Below are 18,805 nucleotides of genomic sequence, written 5' to 3' on the forward strand. Positions count from 1 at the left end.
ATAATCATTCATCAAGGGGGTACTTATAATGGAACGAGTTCAAATGGCCGAAACACTAGAATTTTCTCGTATTATTCAAGGTTTTTGGCGTTTAGCAGAATGGAATATGACAAAACAAGAATTACTTTCTTTCATTGAAGATTGTATGGATATGGGTATTACGACTTTTGATCACGCTGATATTTATGGCGGATATTCATGTGAAGGTTTGTTTGGAGAAGCTTTACATTTAAAGCCTTCATTACGTGAAAACATGCAAATTGTTACAAAATGTGGAATCGCTCCCCCATCACCAAAATTCCCAGAACGATATGTTGCTCACTACAACACAAGTGCAGAACATATTATTCAAAGTGCAGAAGCATCACTTAAAAATTTACATACAGATTATATTGACGTATTACTTATTCATCGTCCCGATCCATTTATGGACCCAAATGAAGTGGCAGAAGCGTTCTCACGCTTAAAGCAAGAAGGAAAAGTTCGTCACTTCGGTGTATCTAACTTTTTACCTTCTCAATTTAATATGTTGAGTTCATATTTAGATTTCCCGCTTATTACAAATCAAATTGAAGTATCTGCGTTGCAGCTTGAGCATTTTGAAAAAGGTACGATTGATTTATGTCAAGAAAAACGGATCAATCCAATGATTTGGTCACCTCTTGCTGGTGGTGAGATCTTTACTGGCCAATCAGAACGTGCTGTACGTGTACGTGAAATTCTGCAAAAAGTTGCTGCTGAGTTAGATGTAAACAGCATCGATACTGTTATGTATGCATGGTTACTTGCTCATCCAGCTAATATGATGCCAATCGTTGGTTCCGGTAAATTAGATCGTGTAAAAACAGCTGCTCTTGCTACAAAAGTTAACTTAGATCGTCAACAATGGTTTACGATTTTCGAAAGCTCTAACGGTCATCCTGTACCATAATACGAAAAAGAAGAGCTATTTTCTTACAGCTCTTCTTTTTTATATGTATTTCTCGTCATTGCAAATACACACATATCCCTTAATCCATTTCCATCTACCGCAACACTGGCACTTTCTAAAATACCCTCTAATTTAAAGCCTAATTTCTCTGGTATCGCTCTACTCTTCTTATTTAGAGAATCACAACGAATTTCTACGCGGTTTGCTTTTAGTTCAGAAAAAGCGTAATCTGTTATACCTTTCGCAGCCTCTACCATATAGCCTTTTCCGCTAAACCTTGTATCAATCCAGTAACCAATCTCAAATTGAGGGATATCCCAATTAATACGATGCAATCCGGCAGATGCAATAAATTCACCTGTTTCTTTCGAAAAAACTAGTAATCTCAAATCTTCACGTTGCAAAAATTGAATATGCGATTTTCTAATACTCTCTTCTATTTCTTCCGCTGTTTGCTCTTTTTGTGCAAAAACCATCCAAGGTTTTAACTCTTGCATAGAAGCTTCAATTGCATCAAATACAACTTTACCATCACCTGGTTTCGGCATTCGAATTAAAAGTCTTTCGGTATGAAATTCAGAAGGAAAATCGAATAATAACGGATTCACTTTCAACACCCCCTATAATTCTTTTATATATAATAGTATCCATCTCAAGTTATATAGTAAAGAAATTTCTGAATTTCAAACATTTTACTCATTTACCTCTACCGCAACACGAACTCCAGATTCAATCGCACCTTGTATCCATCCGTGATATAACGTTGTATGATCGCCGGCAAAGTATATTCTTCCCTCTGGTTTTACAATGACTGGCTGTAATTCAGATTCTTGACCAGCTTGAAAAAGAGCAAATCCTCCAAGTGCATATGGATCCAATGTCCAACTTTTTGATATTCCAGACATGAACTCATCATATACTTGGCCACCTAATATTGTTGCTAAGTTTTGTAATGCGTAATAAATACGATCACCTTTTGACAACCCATCCCATAACAACGCATCATAAGACCATGTATAGCTGCCTAACATCATAGCAGGTCCTTTCTCTCCAATTCCGTGACTTGGATAATAGGCGTAACGAATTGGCAAATCTGTTATAATTCTGCCACCTAATTGTCCTTGTTCTTCCCAAAAACGACTTTTAAATTGAATTCCTATTTTTGTCGCTGGCATATAATGCAATTCACGAATTGCTTTCCATTTTTCATGAGATATAGAATCAAATGGATCTACTTCCACAAAGCGCATTGTCGAAAACGGGATTGTAACAATAACTAAATCCCCTGTAATACTACTATATTCAAAAGTTTCCTCATTCCGATAGAAAGCTGTCACTCCGTTATCATGTTGATGAAGCTTCATTAATTTTTGATTATATATAATGTTTTCTTCTAATTGTGGTAAAAAAGACTTTGGTAATCTATCATTCCCGCCTACTATTTCACAAAATCCGCTCTCTTCTTGCATAATGTATAAAAAGCGTAAAGTCTCTACGAATGACCGTTCTAAAAAACCCTCTAAATCTAATAGAACACCGATCATCTCAATTGTTACTGGCGAAAAATAAGTATTATATTGATAAGGATGATATTTTAAAAATTGTCCTGTAGAATATCTCCCAAAATCCTTCACTACAATATCCCAATTTTTCTCTGGGTTCTTTTTTATAAAATTTATTATGGGCTGTACCGCTAACAATAATAGCTCCTCGGACGTTTTCCCGACTTCATTTATTTCCACAGGATACTTTAATATACTTGGATCTTTTTCATATTGTTTTAATGTCGTTTTCCGGCCATTTACGTAAATGATATCTGTCTCGTTCCTATTAATAAAGGGGCTCACCTGTAGCCCAAACTTTCTTATATATGCCATTGTTAATGTGTGCGAATACGGAATTCTCATTGCCCCAACATCTAAATATAATCCGGTATCTTCCATTCTAACTGTCTCTATGCGGCCACCCACACGGTTGTTTGCTTCAAAAATCTTCACTTCATGTCCTGCAGCTTTTAATAAAGATGCCGAAGTTAACCCCGCCATACCGGCCCCTACTACAAGAATTCGCTTCGGACGAGTCGTCTTCTTTAATCCTTTATTTATAACTTTCAACACTTCATCCATCTCAGTGTTATACATGATATCTATCTGCACAATTCCACCCCTTACTTCATAAAATGGGCATTAGTGGTTTAGTGCATTTTATTCATAAATTCCCATAAACATAACAACATAGCAAGTGGAATATTCACTAAAAGTACATAAGAGATAGCTTTCACATCTCTTCACGCTTCGTATAATATAGCAACAGCAAAGAAGAAGTGGTTGAAAATGAAACAAACTTACGACTACCACGCTACAAAAAAGCATTTAGAATTAAAGAAACAAAACTTATGTAAAAAACTTAGCACTATGAAACTATCTGAAAAAGAACGTGAACAGATTAAACGTGAAATTGACAACTATGAATATATTTTAAACCTAGTCGAAATGAATCATTATGAACGAGGGTTTTCTCGTTAAAGGCAGATATAAAGTAAAACTTTAATCAGTGGGGGTTTGTCTATCCCACACTGATTATTAACCCACGCCAATCGAGCTTTTACGGTCAGCCCGACTCCCACAAATAGCAGGATAATGTTATCCGCTGTTCATTTTGAGCATTTCATTACGCATTTTTCGTAAGTAAATATATAATAGGATGTACATTAAGATTGAGAGGTATATTCTATGATCAAATTAAGTGTATTAGACCAATCACCTATTTCAGATGGTAGCACAGCAACCCAAGCTTTTTCACATACAGTTACGCTTGCACAGGAAGTTGAAAAACTCGGATTTACACGTTTTTGGGTATCCGAACATCATAATTCTGTAAGCCTAGCTGGTTCAAGTCCAGAAATACTTATTTCTCATATTGCAGCGAAAACGGATCGTATTAGAGTCGGTTCAGGTGGTGTTATGTTACCGCATTATAGCCCATATAAAGTTGCTGAAAATTTCCGCGTTTTAGAAGCGCTTTATCCAAACCGTATCGACCTCGGTGTTGGTAGAGCACCTGGTGGTATGCCAATAGCAACTCGCGCACTACAAGAAGGAAAAATGGTCTCACTTGATCAATACCCAGAACAAATTGCAGATGTTGCAATGTACTTACATGATCAAGTACCAGAAAACCATCATTATGCAAACTTAAAGGCTACTCCAGTTATCCCAACATCTCCCGAAATGTGGATGCTCGGTTCTAGCGGAGAGAGCGCTAAAATTGCTGCACACAATGGAGCTTCTTTTGCATTCGCACAATTTATTAACGGCTTTGGTGGCCCAGACGTTATGAGGGCTTACCAAGAACAATTCCAACCTTCCTATTTAGGAGATAAACCAAAATCAATCGTCGCTATTTTTGTTATTTGCGGAGAAACAAATGAAGAAGCCGAAAAAATTGCTTCTAGTTTAGATTTGTCAATCTTATTATTAGAGCAAGGAAAACGAACTACTGGTACACCTTCTATCGAAACTGCTCAAAATTATTCATACAGCGCGTATGATCTATTCCGTATAAAAGAAAATCGTCAACGTATGATTGTCGGTGATCCGTCTTCTGTGAAAGAAAAAATAGTAAACTTAAGCAACGCATACAATACTGACGAATTTATGATCGTTACGATTACTCATCGATTTGAAGATAAATTGAATTCTTATCGCCTACTAGCAAACGCTTTTAATTTATAATTTCAAAAAGGAGATGCATCACACATGATGCATCTCCTTCTCTTACTACTTATCGTTTTCACTTCCTAGATATTCAATAGCTTCTTTTAATAACTCATCAAAGTTAGTAGGATAATCATGATTTAATTTAGGTACAACTTTATACTTATGTTCTATATTTTTATCCCTTAATAACTGTACAAATCGCTCTGTTCCTTCCAAACAGTCTTCATCTTGATCACCACATATTATATATCCTTTTGTGCCCTTATCATGTAATATTCCTAACAGTTCTTCCCATTCTTCAATTTCCGGGAGCCACGGTGCCATAAAAATAAAACCGTTCACTTCTATTTCGCCTTGTAATATGGCATGTAACGCTACTCTTGCCCCAGCAGAAAATCCACCAATAATACTATTTTTAAAAGTATTACTTACCATAACTTTATCATATAGTCCTTTTAACTCTTCTCTTCCTCTTTCTATATCATCCCAAACATATCCATCTGAAAATTGAATTTGAGATGATTGAGGAAATGCTAGCATATAATCTTGTTCCAAAGCAGATTTCCAATAGGGTTCTACTATTTGTATATTTTCTTGATCTCCATGCATTGTGATTAGTAGATTCCCCTTTTTCTTGCTGCCTATAAATTTCACATCTGCTTGTTCCGATGCTGTTGCTACTTCTTCTCTTTCTTTACATAATTGAACCATTTTATGAAACTCTTCATATTTATGAAGTGGTTTTAAATCGTCGTCTGAAATTAAATACTCACTTCCATACCAAAATCCATTCACTATAATTGCTTCCCTCATTAAATGCAACGCTTCTTTTTCAAGCCCTGCTGCACTTGCTAACGCATATTTAAAATTATATATTTGTGCTTCATTACCCATTACATCTTTAGCGTTTTTCATTATATAAGAATATGCTTCAAAACTTCCTTTATTTTCATAACAATATAACGTTTCATTTAATAACTTAATATAAGTCATACTATTTTTCATATACAAATTCCCCCGTAACCTTTTATAATAATTGTTTCTCCAATCTTCCTATCATCCTAGGGTCACGGTATAAGTAGTTAAGTTCTACAATTCAACTTAATAACACCTGATTCTCAGAATGATATTTAATAGTTAATGTATGTATACGCATAGTGCACCACTCCTTCCTATCAACTAGTTATAGTATAAAATTAAATAAACTGAAAAATCAATATTTTAATAAAAAAAAAGACAACAATATATTTATTGTTGTTTTCATTATATCTATCCGCTCTTTTGTTTTTTTCTATCTGGTTTACTTGAAACTAAATAATGTTTTTCTGAAATATATAAATTTCTTTTTAATATACGATTTAAATAAGGCCCAAGTTTAACTCCGCATATGAGGCGATCTTCGCTATCTTCAACAATTGGGAACATTTCTTTTTCTGTTACGTATTGATCTACCGCCTTTTGCACGATATCAATTTCTTTAACTAGGTTTAAATTTTCTTCTGTATGTTCAAATACCTCTAGCGTTTCCTTCGTAATAAGAAAAGCATTTGTTGGAAATACGGGTAAATAAGGCTTTAACAAATCATAGTTTACCGTATAATCATCATTTACTAATACTGTATAAACGATATTAGCATTCGTTTCTAGAAATTTAGCCATCGCTTGTTCTAATTCATCTTTCGTAATTTCCCGCTCTTCTTTTCCAGTTCTGAAAAAACGAAACATTGCATCGCCTCCTTTTTACTATATTATAGCATAAAAGAAAACTGAAAAATCATAAAAAAATCCATTGAAAGAATTTTCCAACGGATTTTTATACTAATCGTTATTTTAAGAATGCACTTAGCATCCATACATGTTGTTCTAATGTTGTATGAATCGCTAACAACATATCAGCAGATGTTTCATCATCTGCCCCATCAGCAACTTCCATGCCCTCTTTTAATTCTTGAATAAGTGCCGAGTAATCATTCACTAATATTTGCACCATTTCTTCTGCTGATTCCTTGCTTGTCCCTTCGCTGACACTAGATGTTGCAAGATATTCTTTCATTGTCGCCAATGGTTTTCCTTCTAGCGCTAAAATACGTTCTGCCAACTCATCAATATACGTTCCGGCTTCATTATAAAACTCTTCAAATTTCTCATGTAATGTAAAGAAGTGTGGTCCTGTCACATACCAGTGATAATTATGTAGTTTCACATATAACACATTCCAGTTTGCTACCTGCTTGTTTAATACATCAACAACATTTGTTTTCGTACTCATACAATCCACTCCTCTTATCATTTTATAATTATTATCTTTTAATAACCTAATTACATTTTACCATACATTTCCTGATCTTTCGAATGAACAGCTTATATGTAACAAAGTTTTAACAACCTTAATATTTCCCTAATATCATATAATTCATGTATTCTTTCAACTACTTCATATGTCTAATTGTCCAAGCTCACACATATGCATAATAGTAAGTCAAGCTCATCATAGGAGAAAGAGGGATTACATGGACAATCAACAATGGCAAGTAGCAAAGAAAGTCGCTGCTACTTATATCGGAACTGTCGTTGGAGCTGGATTTGCTACTGGGCGAGAAATTGTTGAATTTTTTACAGTTAACGGATTTTACGGAACCATTGGCATATGTATAAGTGGAGTTTTTTTTATTTGGCTCGGCACAAAGATGATGTTACTTTCATCACAAATAGGGGCATTTTCAGCTCAAGAATTCAACAAATATTTATTTGGGGATGTATTTGGAAATGTCGTAAACACATTACTATTACTCGTATTATTTGGTGTAACGAGCGTTATGTTATCAGGAGCAGGTGCAGTATTTGAAGAACAACTCCACCTCCCGAGACAACTTGGTATTTTCATCACAGTCATCGCCTGTCTCCTTATTGGGAGCCGGGGATTACAAGGTGTTTTTGAAGTAAATACGCTTGTCGTACCTATTATGATGATCTTTATTATCGGACTTGCTATCACAACCTTTATTCATGGTACAACTCCTATTATGAACACCGTTCCTACAGAAAGTTGGAATATGAAATGGATTACAAGCCCAATTACATATGTCGCATTAAATCTTTCGCTCGCCCAAAGTGTTCTCGTCCCATTAGCCAGTGAAGTAAAAGACCGAAAAGCTATTTTATGGGGTGGTATTTTAGGAGGCGCAGGGCTTTGCTTTATTTTATTGTGTAGCCATTTAGCTATCTTATCCGTTGAACAGTTTTATCAATACAACATCCCAATGGCTGAAGTCGTAAGAAAATTTAATGCAACTTTTCACTTTTTCTTTGTTCTTATCATTTTTGGTGAAGTGTTCACAACATTAGTTGGGAATATATTCGGAATGACAAAACAAATGCAATCCATTACCGGATGGAAAAGTAATAACATTATTTACTTCATATTACTAATTAGTTATTGCTTTAGTTACATCGGATATAGCCAATTGCTTCATATTCTATACCCGATTATCGGTTGGGTGAGCATCATTTTACTACCGATTATTGCTTTTAAACAACTTCAAAAAACATGAAAAAACATCCGTGTATACGGATGTTTTTTTATGTTCATTCGCAATCATCACATATTTCCCAATACGGACCCATTTCTAACGCCAAATACGGCTTTAATTGCAATCGAATCATTCGACTAGGCATGCGCTCTAAAACGAATTGAATACCTTCTTCATCCTCGTCCAATTCAACTTTTGAAATAGCAATTCTTTGCATAGTCGAAATGGGATTTCCATCTTTATATAAAGTGATTTTCACCTCATCATATTCATTAAAATACAATTCAATACTCATTTTCTTTTTTAACATTTCATTAACAATTTCATATGTATCATTTTGTTCTTGGATTATATATTTCCAGCCACCTCTGCCTTCTTCTTTCGGAGCTGCTTGAAATAATGTCATCAAATCCTCGTATAGCATAAGATAACCCCTCTCTTACTAAAAAACGATGAGTATTTTATATACCCTTTATCTCTATCACTATCCATAGTTATTGTACCATATATCACCGTTCTTACCGTATTCATTTGCTTCATAAGTACATATATTATGTAGATTACCCCATTACTTAATACCCTCCTGTAGGTTTCAAATAACATCAAGCTTTCATCAATAAAAGTTTTGCTTACACCCACTCATTATTTGCGCACAACAATCCGTAAAATCCTGATTGTTGTGCGCAAATAACAAAAAAGAAGAATGACTTATATCACTCTCCTTAAAAGAATTTCCCTGTAGCTGCTAATGCTAATACTAAAATTAAAATTGCAAATAATAATGAGACAATTAAACTAAAAATGGGTAATGCTTTCTTTTCATTCTTCTTAAATAATAATTTTAAACTAAGAAAAATATTTACTGGTACAAGTATAAAATAAAAATATTTAACAATTTGCACCGAGCTATTCGAAAGTGTTTTTAATATAAACACTTCAATTAGAAAAATAACAAAAAATGAAATACTTAGCCAAAATGAGACATAACTAAGCCAAGAATGTTTTTTTGTACCCCAATACACTCCCATAACAATCTCCTTTTATTTGTATTCTGTATGATTATTATTATACACAAAGTTAACAAATACCTCTATTTTTCGACAAACATTATATAAAACAGACTGTCGTTCAAATAGCATACTGCTATTTGAGCAACAGTCTGTTCTCTGTTAAACTTTAAATCTTTCAATTAATACTTGTAACTCTTCAGCCATTTGAGATAGCGTACCAGCTGCAGAACCAATTTCCTCCATCGAAGCTAGTTGTTCTTCCGCTGATGCTGCAACATTTTGTGTACTCGTCGCATTATTCTGTGCTGTCATCGCAATTTGCCCTACTGAAATGGATACTTCATTTGCACCTTTTGACATACCGTTAGCCGTTTCAACCATCGTCTTTATTTGATTAGCTATTTCATTTGTAGATTGTAAAATCTCTGCAAAGTTTTGCTTCGTTTCATTTGCGATAACTAGTCCAGATTGAACTTCTTCATTTACATGATTCATAGATTTTACTGTCTTACTCATATCATCTTGTATTTCACATATTAATTTACTAATTTCACTGGAAGACACGCTGGATTGCTCTGCCAATTTACGTACTTCATCTGCAACGATTGCAAAACCTCTTCCATGCTCACCAGCTCTTGCAGCCTCAATTGCCGCATTTAAAGCAAGAAGATTTGTTTGATCTGCAATATTTTGGATTACTTCTAATATATCACCAATTTGCTTTGATTTATTATTTAATAACTGTATCACTGCATCTGATTGTGAAACAGATTCTGCAATAGACTGCATTTGATTTACTGTTTGTTCTACTAACTTTCCACCATCTTCTGCTTTTTCTCGGGTATAAGTAGAAGATGTATTAATAGATGCTGAACTATTTGCTACATGCTGAATCCCTTCGGTTACATCAAACAATAACATTGCACCATTCTCTACGCTTGTTGTTTGCGTCGTTGCTCCACTTGATATTTCATCCATTGCCATTGTAATTTGCTCCGTTGCTTCACTCGCTTGTCTTACACTTGCAGTTAGCTCTTCTGATGCTGCTGCAACATGACCAGCCGAATCATTAATTCTTCCAATTAACGTTCGCAGCGAATTTGTCATCTCATTAAAACCTTTTGCAAGTTGACCAATTTCATCATTAGAATGGATTTCAATCGTTTGTGTTAAATCCCCTTCACTTATTTCTTTAGAAGTGACAACTAATCTCTTTAAAGGCTTCGTAATAGAAAGTGTCACAAAATAAATAAGCGTTCCCCCTACTACTAATGCAATCAGCATAACAATTAACATATTATATAATACAGGTTGAGCAGCTTCAATCACTTCATTTGAATACATCGTCCCACTAATTTTCCAACCTGTTTTTACGTTTGTAGCAAATACCATTTTCTTTTCACTACCGCCATACGAATATGAAAAAGTACCGTGATTATCTTCGTAAATTTTCTTTGCCCAAGAATCGGCCGCTTTATCTCCTGATTTTTCTTGAGGATGAGCAATTATTTTTTGTTTTCCATCTAAAATGAAAGCATATCCTTTTTTACCAATATTGATTAACTTTGTTGTTTTCAATAAATTATCTAAGCTTAAATCTAATGCAACAACACCGTTTTTATCTTCTGTTTGTTTTGCAATCGTTACAACAATATGTCCATTTCCTTTTGCCTTATACGGCTCAGTAATAACAATACCACCTTGTTTTGCAACTGCATCTTTATACCAAGAACGTTCTGTTGGGTCATAGTCTACTGCCATTTGTATATTTGGTTCTTGCACAAATTTCTTATCATTTCCGGCAACATATACTTGTTCAACATCTTTATTCAAATTAATGTATTGAGATAATATCTTCCTTAATTCATCTTGATTATCTCCTTGATACATATTCCCTTGAATCACCCGTGCAAAATTATTTACATCATCAAATTTTTCTTCAATCATTTGATTGATTAAATTATCTAAAATTTTTATGTTGTCCTGAGCACTACTCATAATTTGCGATTCAAAATTCTTTTTAGCTGTTTGATACGACATGCCTCCAATAATAGAGACTGCTGCAATTAAAATTACAAAAAATGAAATTAATAGCTTTTTTGCTACTTTCATATCACGAAACCAATTTAATAGTTTACTCATTACGATCCTCCTATTTTTCAATTTCAAAAGTTAAATTTAATTAATTGTGAATATTTCTACTCCCAAATTATTATTTTGATAACCTATTATGATGAATACTTTGTAAAGTTTAAACAATTAGTTTCCTTTTGTCCATATATACGAATAATATTATTATAAAATTTACAAATGTAAAAAACCAAAGGGAACACCCTTTGGTTTTTTACATTTTTTTATGCTGTTTAGAAAGCTTTTTCCATTTTTCACGCTCTGCTCTTGCAAGAATAGCATCTTGTTTTCTCATAAAATATGCCAGTTCTCTTTGTAACTTTTTATAGCTTTGCAAACGATCTATCGTAATAAGTCCGTTATCAATTGCACGATGCACTGCGCACCCTGGTTCATTTTCATGTTTACAATCTCGGAAACGGCATATTTTTGCTAGTTCTTCAATATCAGAAAATGTTGTTTGAATTGCATCGCTTCCTTCCCAGAGCTGTAACTCCCTCATGCCGGGAGTATCGATTATGAGAGCACCACTTGGCAATTGAAATAACTCACGATGAGTTGTCGTATGCCTTCCTTTACTATCTTCTTCACGGATATCTCCAGTTTTTGCTACCTCAATCCCTATCAGTGCATTTAACAAAGTAGATTTCCCTACCCCTGATGATCCTACTAAAGCAATTGTTTTTCCTGGAGACACGAACTGTTTCAACGAATCAATACCTGTATGCTCTAAACTATCAACGACGAAAATCGGAACACCAATTGCCACAGCTTCCGTTTCTACAATTTTCTGTTCCACATCATTACATAAACCACTCTTTGTTAAAACAATGACAGGCATTGCACCACTTTCATACGCTAATAATAAATAACGCTCCATCCTTCTTACGTTAAAATCATGGTTAAGTGCATTCACTAAAAATAGATAATCTACATTTGCTGCTATAATCTGTTCTTCAGTTCTTGTTCCAGCTTCTTGTCTTGAAAAAGAGCTTCTTCGCGGAAAAATACGATGGATAATCGCTTTCTTTTCATTCTCTATTTTCTTTATATACACCCAATCACCAACCGCTGGATAATCTCCCTTCGTTACTGCTTCATGCCGAAATTTCCCAGACAGTTCTGCCATATATTCACCATCATTACAAATAATACGGTATATATGCTTATGCTCAAGTAAAATACGCCCGACTTCAAAGGTCTCTACAGCTTGTTCTTCAAAAAAAGAATCCCAGCCGAACGATTCTAAAATATTTTGATTCAAATGAATATCCTCCCTAGTTTAAACTAAGTGGAAGGATTGCGCGCTACCTTACTGAATATCGCCCTTTCCATCCACCTTTGTATTTGGTTTATTATTCATATAAGTTATTTTCGCCATAATACATCACCCCGTTCTTATTTTAATTACTCTCATTATATGGAATATCCATATAAAAAGCTACCTTATTTAACGTAATTTTCAAACAACTTATTTTTCAGCATTCTAATTTGTCCGCGATGACTAATTTCATCTTCTAGCACATGAAACCAAAGGTAGTGCTGATTATACGCTACGCCATTAGGCCACTTTCTTTCTGCCATTAGCCATTTATCATCCTGTTCACTCAAACACTTTAGTGTTTCTTCTCGTACTTTTTGCAACAGTTGTACATAATGCTGTATTTCATGCCCACGAATCGTTCTCCCCGCTTCTCCTAAATACAGTGCATCTTCCCATATTTCTAATTCTTCTTTTGTAAAATCACGATCTTGAAATGAAATAAGCTGATGGACTTTTTCTATAGCTGCTATATGTTTTAATAAGGCACCAATTGAATTTCCGCCACTCGGCATAATTAAATCTAGTTGCTCAACTGATAGATTTTTTATTTCCTGTAATGTTACAGCCCTCGTATGCTCCAGCATACTTACTAATTCCCCTATATTTTTCGTATAACCATCCACACTTCTTATTCGATAATCTATATTCACATCACGCACCCCTTTCTGCAAACATATTATAGTAAAAGCGATTCATATAATAGACTGAAATATATCGGAATTTTCTGTTACAGTTAAATTGAATACGGAATATAACCAAACAAACTTTCTCAATATGTTTATATGAAATATTAAAAGGAATCAATATGTAAAAATCGAATCTTATTCACTAAAAGGAGTGGATTCGATGGAAATGTATCAATGGCTAACCGCTGTTCTCGTTGGTGGCATTACTGGCTTCGTTTCCCATCTAATCAATAACCAAGGTAAGTTATTGCTTCCACGCCGTTTGAAAACTTTTTTTCATTTTGGTTTTTTAACCGATATTTTTACCGGCTGCCTAGCTGCACTTCTCGGACTCGTTTTATTCGATGCCACCTTAATAAAAGAAATAATAAAGGTGTCCATTGTGACTGCTATTTCCGGTCAAACATTTTTACTTCATCAGGCCCTTGGTAGTGAGCAGGCTAAAAATACGCAAATTGGGAAAGCTGATGAGAAGATTCAAGAAATTGACAAATTATTACGACGTTAGTCTATGCTTCCTTTTAAAATTATTGTTATAATGAAAAATAAATATTTTCTATTGCGTCGTTTGTCAGAAGAAAGGGTGTTTCGTATGACAAAAAAGAAAGTAGAAGATTTCTTAACAAACACCGAAAAAGAGGAACTGCTAGAAAACTATAAATGTTTACGAGAAGCCCGCACAAAAAGCGAAGCTAACTATTTTGGTGAAGCAGTAAACCATCTATTAAATAAAGCAAAACAACGAATTATTAAAGATGCAGGCATACATGATGAAAATGCAGCAACTGTACAATCGAAGAGAAAAGCACTGTTTTAGTTACATTAGCTAAAACAGTGCTTTTTATTTACAAGGACTTTCACCATAAACATTTTTCACATTACTTTCACATCTATTTCACAAATACTTGTACTTCAACATGGTAAACTAAGTACATCCTTTTCCAAGGAACGATATGCCGATATTTAAATCCCTATCTCTATAGGGATTTTTTATTTATTCGAGATTTTTGTTGTAACTCCCCTCTAATTAAACTAACCATATCTTCTAATCGCTACGGCCATGAAATACTTCCAGTAATATTTTTTATTTTTATTACCTATAATACTGTTTTATATAGTATAAAAGAAAGGCCGCTTAGCATTACTACTCTTCTAATATTGATTCAATCTGTTTCATGTCCAGTTCATTCAATGATGCATCCACCGCTCTTACACTTTCTCTTATTTGCTCTGCCCGCTTTCCTCCAGGAATAACAGTATCAATTCCTTGTTTGTTTAATAACCACGCTAAAGCTAAATGCGATACTTCGATATTCTTTTCTTCAGCTAAACCTTTAACTTTTCTACTTTCTTAAAGTTATTCTTATATGTATTTTCTTCAAATAAATTTACACTTTGGCGCCAATCACCTTCGTTCAATTTAAAGTCTTCTGTATATTTACCACCTAGTATTCCAAAGGCAAGAGGTCCATACGGTATAAATGAAATACCAGCTTCTATACAATACGGTAAAAGTTCTTCCTCAGCAGTACGATCTAACATATTGTGCGGCGATTGTACAACATCTATATAACCATGTTGATTCGCTTCTTTTAATTGTTCTACATTTACGTTGGATATTCCAATTGAACGGATTTTCCCTTCTTCTTTTAAACGAGTTAGCTCTCCGATTGAATCTATGTAACTTGTTTCAGAATTTGTAAAGTGTAAATAATATAAATCAATATAATCAGTTTGTAATCTTCTTAAGCTATTTTCCACAGCGTTTCATTTCAATTCGTGAAGAAGATTTAAATGCTAGATTCCCTGATTTATTACATGTTGGATTACATGCAACAGAACCATACTAAAAAACATCTCANNTGAGATGTTTTTTAGTATGGCTATTCTTTTAACAAATCTATTAATCCATTTCCTTCAGATGTACGTTCATACCCTAAAGGTACAGTTCTTTTTATTAGTTGTGCGTATATTTCTGGCTCTGATAACTTTCTACCATATTCTCTTTCGCACTGCTTAATGAGAAGTGCTAATGCTCCAGCAACATGTGGTGTCGCCATTGAAGTTCCACTCAATACAGCATATTTCCCATTTGGATACGTAGATAGTATTTCATCACCTGGCGCTACTAAATCAATTTCTTGATTGGAATTACTAAAACAAGCAATTTTCCGCTCTAAATTGACAGCACCAACTTCAATTACCTCAGAGTAAGCACCTGGGAAGTCTAGTTCCTCTGTGTAATCATCGCAATCCCCATTATTGCCAGCAGCACACACAACGAGAACATCTTGCTGTACCGCATTTTGAATTACTTCATGTAATTCCGGAACGTCTTGCGGTCCACCAAGTGACATTGAAATAATTCTCACTTTCTCTTTATTTGGCCCTCTCCAATTTACAGCATAATGAATGGCCTCAATAATTTGCTCATAACTTCCAGAACCATCTCCTGCTAAAACTTTTAATACTAACATTTTAGCAAGTGGTGCCACTCCTAATACGCCAACACCATTTTCAGTCGCTGCAATCGTCCCAGCTACATGAGTACCGTGTCCGTTATTATCAAGATAAGTATTTGGATCACCTTCATAATCTTTCGTGAAATTTTTTCCACCTATAATACGATCTTTTAAATCTATATGGTTGATATCACACCCTGTATCTAAAACAGCAACGACAATATCTTTTCCTTGCGCGCTCTTCTCCCATACTTGTGGAGCGTGAATCAGTTGTACACCTGGTGGAATTTCATTTACTTGTTCAACCACCTTGTTTACGGTAAACGGAATCAAATGTATACCTTTTTGTTTATTCGCCGTACTACTGTTCATCGTAATCCCTCCTGAAAATATATTATTTTCATTTCAGACCACTATTGAATAGGTTTAAATTTAACATTCGTTTTAACTGTTCTATTTTCCTTCATTTCAAATATTTCTCAATATAACTTACTAACATTTATCCCGCGATTTGCAGGCAATAACAGTTCGAGTGATTCAACGAATAAATAAAAATAAAAGGACCGTTAAATGGCCCTTTTATAGTTTTTTAAAAGAATGCTATATAATTTTTAAAATAATATAAATGAAGACTACGCCTCACTCTTATTTAAAAATTTCTCTATCTCTTTTATTACATGTTTCGCTCCATCTATACTAACAGTAATGCTTCCATTTGCTAATGATATGTTCTGGTCTGAAACATCACCTGTTATTTGACAAGCATTGTAAGGTTGATATTTTTGTAAAATGACTTTGTCTTCTTCTACAAAAATTTCAAGTGGTGATTTAATTTGTATTCCTAATACATCTCGTAATTCTTTAGGAATAACAATCCTTCCTAGTTCGTCTACTTTTCGAATAACTCCTGTTGCTTTCATATTACTCCCCCTTACTCTCTATTAATTTTTCCACCTCGCTTTTCCCATTTTATCACTTTTTGGTAATACTTGTATCTTTTCAGAAAATTTTGTACTCAAGTTAAAAATACACAGTTAACGAATACGTAATCTCTCTTTCAATTGTTTTAAGTAACGAGAACGTATCATTAAGAAGTATACAATTTGGATTCCTATGAAAATACTTAATACAATCGTATTTTCTTTAAACAGTGAGTACTCAAACATCTGTCCTAACGCAGTTAACGCTACTGCCCCATGTAATGTCGCAACGCTAATTGGTACGAAGAATAAAAGCGCTAAACGGATTGTGACTACTTTCGATAATTCCCCGCTCGTTAATCCAACTTTTCGAATCATTTCAAACAAACGAATATCATCCTCCAAATCGGAAAACAAACGGAAATAGAGGAAACTTCCTGCACAAACGAAAAATACAATTCCGATAAAGAAGCCTACAAATAAAATTGGTCCTGCGATTTGTAAACTTTGGTTTTGTTCGTACTCTTCTGCACTAAACGTTGAATGTTCTTGATAAGGTTTAATTTGATGCGTAAGCTCTTTACCAATTTCAATCTCATCTTTCGTTCCCTTCGTTTTATACATATAATCTTTTGTTTCTATAAATCCATCTTGTAATGAATCATATTGATTGTTAGAAATTACATAAACATTGCCTCTTAGTATTTTACTCAATGAAGACGAAGTAACTTTTTTCACTTGTAAAGGTTCATTCATATTGGGTAACGTAATTTCATTTCTTTCTTTCATCGGTGGTCCTGGTATTTCGGCTGACAAAAATAAAGCCTCTTTATTTGATACAGTATTAAACGGTTCTCCTGTCAATTTTGCATATTCCTTATAATCTGATTCTTTTATAAAAGTGACGCTTCTTAACGACTGTTCTTCCGTTTTTCTCGATGAAATATTTATTTTTGAAGCTGCTATATTATATTTCTTTAATCCTTCGTCGATCGTTTGTATATGCTGTAATTCATTACTATTTCCCTGCTTAGACTGATAGTGAAATGCGATTGGTCTCTCCATAATCCCTTTCGTCATTGAAGCAAAACCAACCAATGTACCTATTGCTGAAAATGCTACAGTGGAAATAATCGTTACAATAAAGAACATTCTTGCGTTATCTCTCATCCGGTACGCCAAATCTGACAAAGTAATAATATTGGTCTGTGTCCAATAGAAACGTTTACTTTTTTTACATAGTCGAATAATAAAGACACTCAACTGCTTGTACAGCAAATATGTCCCAATGATGACTACTGTTGTCACAGGAATCATCATAATAAATACCATCGCACCATGTGACAGAAGTGCTCCGACATACCCAGCACTAAGCAATACTACTGCGAATACTGAAGAAATGATAGACGCTTTTGGTTCGGGCTTCGCCTCTGCTGATCCTCTAAACAATTTCATAATTTTATTTTTACGAACCATCCCTGCACTAAACAATGAAATAATCATAAATAATATAAAAAACATAATACTCGTTACAACAATCGCTTTCATCGGTATGTAATAGGATAAGGAAATATCTAGTTTTAATATCATTGGGGCTATAAAAATTAATATCCCTGAAAACAACATACCTGAAAGAATCCCGAAAATAATTGCCCCTATTCCAATCATAATATTTTCAAAGAAGATAAGACGCTTTAATTGATATTTCGTCATACCTAGCATCATTAAAATTCCTAGTTCACGCTTTCTCGTTTTTAAAAACATTCCCATTGAATACAGAATAAAGAAGAATGTAAATAAGTAAATAATAGACTGTGCAAAAGACATACTTACGAATACGTACTGACCCAATTCTCCAGCACTTAATGCCGGATGGAACGCAAAAAATGAATACACAAAAAAGGCCATAATAGCAAATGCGCTACTTAAAAAATACGCTGAGTATGTCCGTCTATTTCGCGTTACATTCCGATATGCTAGTTCTCTAATGTTCATATTACTTCTCCGCCCTTCTACTAACTATATTTTTATATTAGTAAAGTACGGAAATACCTTCCATCGATTCAAATGACAAAAACCTTACAGTTTTGAAA

General features: G+C 34.2%; 19 protein-coding genes and 2 pseudogenes. 7 read left to right on the forward strand and 14 right to left on the reverse strand.

All coding sequences use genetic code 11. The features are described 5' to 3' along the window. Positions 1-28: 28 nt before the first annotated feature. Complete coding sequence (locus COI75_RS23235; protein WP_000442788.1) at positions 29-931, forward strand: aldo/keto reductase; 903 nt, start codon at positions 29-31, stop codon at positions 929-931. Between the two features lie 23 nt (positions 932-954). On the opposite strand, the gene COI75_RS23240 is transcribed toward COI75_RS23235, so the two are convergent. Together COI75_RS23240 and COI75_RS23245 are read right to left on the reverse strand one after the other, a co-directional pair. Then, a complete protein-coding gene (locus tag COI75_RS23240; RefSeq protein ID WP_001068732.1) occupies positions 955-1,539 on the reverse strand; it encodes a GNAT family N-acetyltransferase in 585 nt (194 codons plus the stop codon). Positions 1,540-1,623: 84 nt separating this feature from the next. Then, entirely contained in the window at positions 1,624-3,087 is a 1,464-nt protein-coding gene (locus COI75_RS23245; protein ID WP_001165309.1) for a flavin monoamine oxidase family protein, read from the reverse strand. Positions 3,088-3,264: 177 nt separating this feature from the next. Between COI75_RS23245 and COI75_RS23250 the strand changes: the two genes are divergently transcribed. After that, positions 3,265-3,456 carry a DUF3896 family protein gene (locus tag COI75_RS23250; protein WP_000815497.1) on the forward strand — a complete coding sequence of 64 codons (192 nt, stop codon included), beginning with the start codon at positions 3,265-3,267 and terminating at the stop codon, positions 3,454-3,456. 207 nt (positions 3,457-3,663) lie between these two features. Further along, on the forward strand, positions 3,664-4,665 hold the full coding sequence (locus COI75_RS23255) for an LLM class flavin-dependent oxidoreductase (RefSeq protein WP_000594062.1): 1,002 nt from the start codon (positions 3,664-3,666) through the stop codon (positions 4,663-4,665). A gap of 45 nt (positions 4,666-4,710) precedes the next feature. On the opposite strand, the gene COI75_RS23260 is transcribed toward COI75_RS23255, so the two are convergent. The 3 genes from COI75_RS23260 to COI75_RS23270 all read right to left on the reverse strand — a co-directional run bounded on the left by COI75_RS23260 (position 4,711) and on the right by COI75_RS23270 (position 6,919). Beyond that, positions 4,711-5,655: an alpha/beta hydrolase gene (locus COI75_RS23260; protein ID WP_000798288.1), complete on the reverse strand. Its 945-nt coding sequence runs from the start codon at positions 5,653-5,655 to the stop codon at positions 4,711-4,713. 264 nt (positions 5,656-5,919) lie between these two features. Beyond that, complete coding sequence (locus tag COI75_RS23265) at positions 5,920-6,375, reverse strand: DUF3939 domain-containing protein (RefSeq protein ID WP_000488203.1); 456 nt, start codon at positions 6,373-6,375, stop codon at positions 5,920-5,922. Positions 6,376-6,475: 100 nt separating this feature from the next. Next, complete coding sequence (locus tag COI75_RS23270; RefSeq protein WP_000105193.1) at positions 6,476-6,919, reverse strand: Dps family protein; 444 nt, start codon at positions 6,917-6,919, stop codon at positions 6,476-6,478. 241 nt (positions 6,920-7,160) lie between these two features. On the opposite strand from COI75_RS23270, the gene COI75_RS23275 reads away from it, so the two are divergent. Then, complete coding sequence (locus COI75_RS23275) at positions 7,161-8,201, forward strand: YkvI family membrane protein (protein WP_002095714.1); 1,041 nt, start codon at positions 7,161-7,163, stop codon at positions 8,199-8,201. Positions 8,202-8,235: 34 nt separating this feature from the next. On the opposite strand, the gene COI75_RS23280 is transcribed toward COI75_RS23275, so the two are convergent. From COI75_RS23280 to COI75_RS23305, 5 genes are all read right to left on the reverse strand, one after another. Next, positions 8,236-8,604, reverse strand: a complete 369-nt coding sequence (locus COI75_RS23280; protein WP_000965081.1) for a DUF3979 family protein — start codon at positions 8,602-8,604, stop codon at positions 8,236-8,238. 298 nt (positions 8,605-8,902) lie between these two features. Then, positions 8,903-9,208: a hypothetical protein gene (locus COI75_RS23285; protein ID WP_000539560.1), complete on the reverse strand. Its 306-nt coding sequence runs from the start codon at positions 9,206-9,208 to the stop codon at positions 8,903-8,905. 141 nt (positions 9,209-9,349) lie between these two features. After that, the gene (locus COI75_RS23295) at positions 9,350-11,332 is read right to left on the reverse strand and encodes a HAMP domain-containing methyl-accepting chemotaxis protein (RefSeq protein WP_000040607.1); all 1,983 of its coding nucleotides are present in this window, start codon (positions 11,330-11,332) and stop codon (positions 9,350-9,352) included. A gap of 202 nt (positions 11,333-11,534) precedes the next feature. Beyond that, complete coding sequence (gene rsgA, locus COI75_RS23300) at positions 11,535-12,584, reverse strand: ribosome small subunit-dependent GTPase A (RefSeq protein ID WP_001073073.1); 1,050 nt, start codon at positions 12,582-12,584, stop codon at positions 11,535-11,537. A gap of 182 nt (positions 12,585-12,766) precedes the next feature. Then, positions 12,767-13,294, reverse strand: a complete 528-nt coding sequence (locus COI75_RS23305; RefSeq protein WP_001018108.1) for a DinB family protein — start codon at positions 13,292-13,294, stop codon at positions 12,767-12,769. Positions 13,295-13,490: 196 nt separating this feature from the next. Here COI75_RS23305 and COI75_RS23310 point away from each other — a divergent pair, with 196 nt between their 5' ends. Then, on the forward strand, positions 13,491-13,838 hold the full coding sequence (locus COI75_RS23310; protein WP_000426316.1) for a DUF4257 domain-containing protein: 348 nt from the start codon (positions 13,491-13,493) through the stop codon (positions 13,836-13,838). An 84-nt stretch (positions 13,839-13,922) separates the two neighbouring features. After that, the gene (locus COI75_RS23315) at positions 13,923-14,147 is read left to right on the forward strand and encodes a hypothetical protein (protein ID WP_000162691.1); all 225 of its coding nucleotides are present in this window, start codon (positions 13,923-13,925) and stop codon (positions 14,145-14,147) included. Positions 14,148-14,474: 327 nt separating this feature from the next. On the opposite strand, the pseudogene COI75_RS23325 reads toward COI75_RS23315, so the two are convergent. Continuing rightward, positions 14,475-15,097: pseudogene (locus COI75_RS23325) on the reverse strand (aldo/keto reductase); the annotation flags it as partial. Here COI75_RS23325 and COI75_RS27155 point away from each other — a divergent pair. Further along, positions 15,091-15,180 (forward strand): annotated as a pseudogene (locus tag COI75_RS27155) (transcriptional regulator); the annotation flags it as partial. The pseudogenes COI75_RS23325 and COI75_RS27155 sit on opposite strands and share 7 nt — an antisense overlap. Positions 15,181-15,213: 33 nt before the next feature. On the opposite strand, the gene COI75_RS23330 reads toward COI75_RS27155, so the two are convergent. The 3 genes from COI75_RS23330 to COI75_RS23340 all read right to left on the reverse strand — a co-directional run bounded on the left by COI75_RS23330 (position 15,214) and on the right by COI75_RS23340 (position 18,707). Further along, complete coding sequence (locus COI75_RS23330) at positions 15,214-16,164, reverse strand: serine protease (RefSeq protein ID WP_001089029.1); 951 nt, start codon at positions 16,162-16,164, stop codon at positions 15,214-15,216. Positions 16,165-16,424: 260 nt separating this feature from the next. Beyond that, the gene (locus COI75_RS23335) at positions 16,425-16,712 is read right to left on the reverse strand and encodes an AbrB/MazE/SpoVT family DNA-binding domain-containing protein (protein ID WP_000648328.1); all 288 of its coding nucleotides are present in this window, start codon (positions 16,710-16,712) and stop codon (positions 16,425-16,427) included. A 114-nt stretch (positions 16,713-16,826) separates the two neighbouring features. Then, positions 16,827-18,707 (reverse strand): FtsX-like permease family protein, encoded by a 1,881-nt coding sequence (locus COI75_RS23340; RefSeq protein WP_001025978.1) that lies wholly within the window; start codon positions 18,705-18,707, stop codon positions 16,827-16,829. Positions 18,708-18,805: the final 98 nt, after the last annotated feature.

Source organism: Bacillus cereus (assembly GCF_002564555.1).
Classification (GTDB): Bacteria; Bacillota; Bacilli; order Bacillales; family Bacillaceae_G; genus Bacillus_A; species Bacillus_A cereus_K.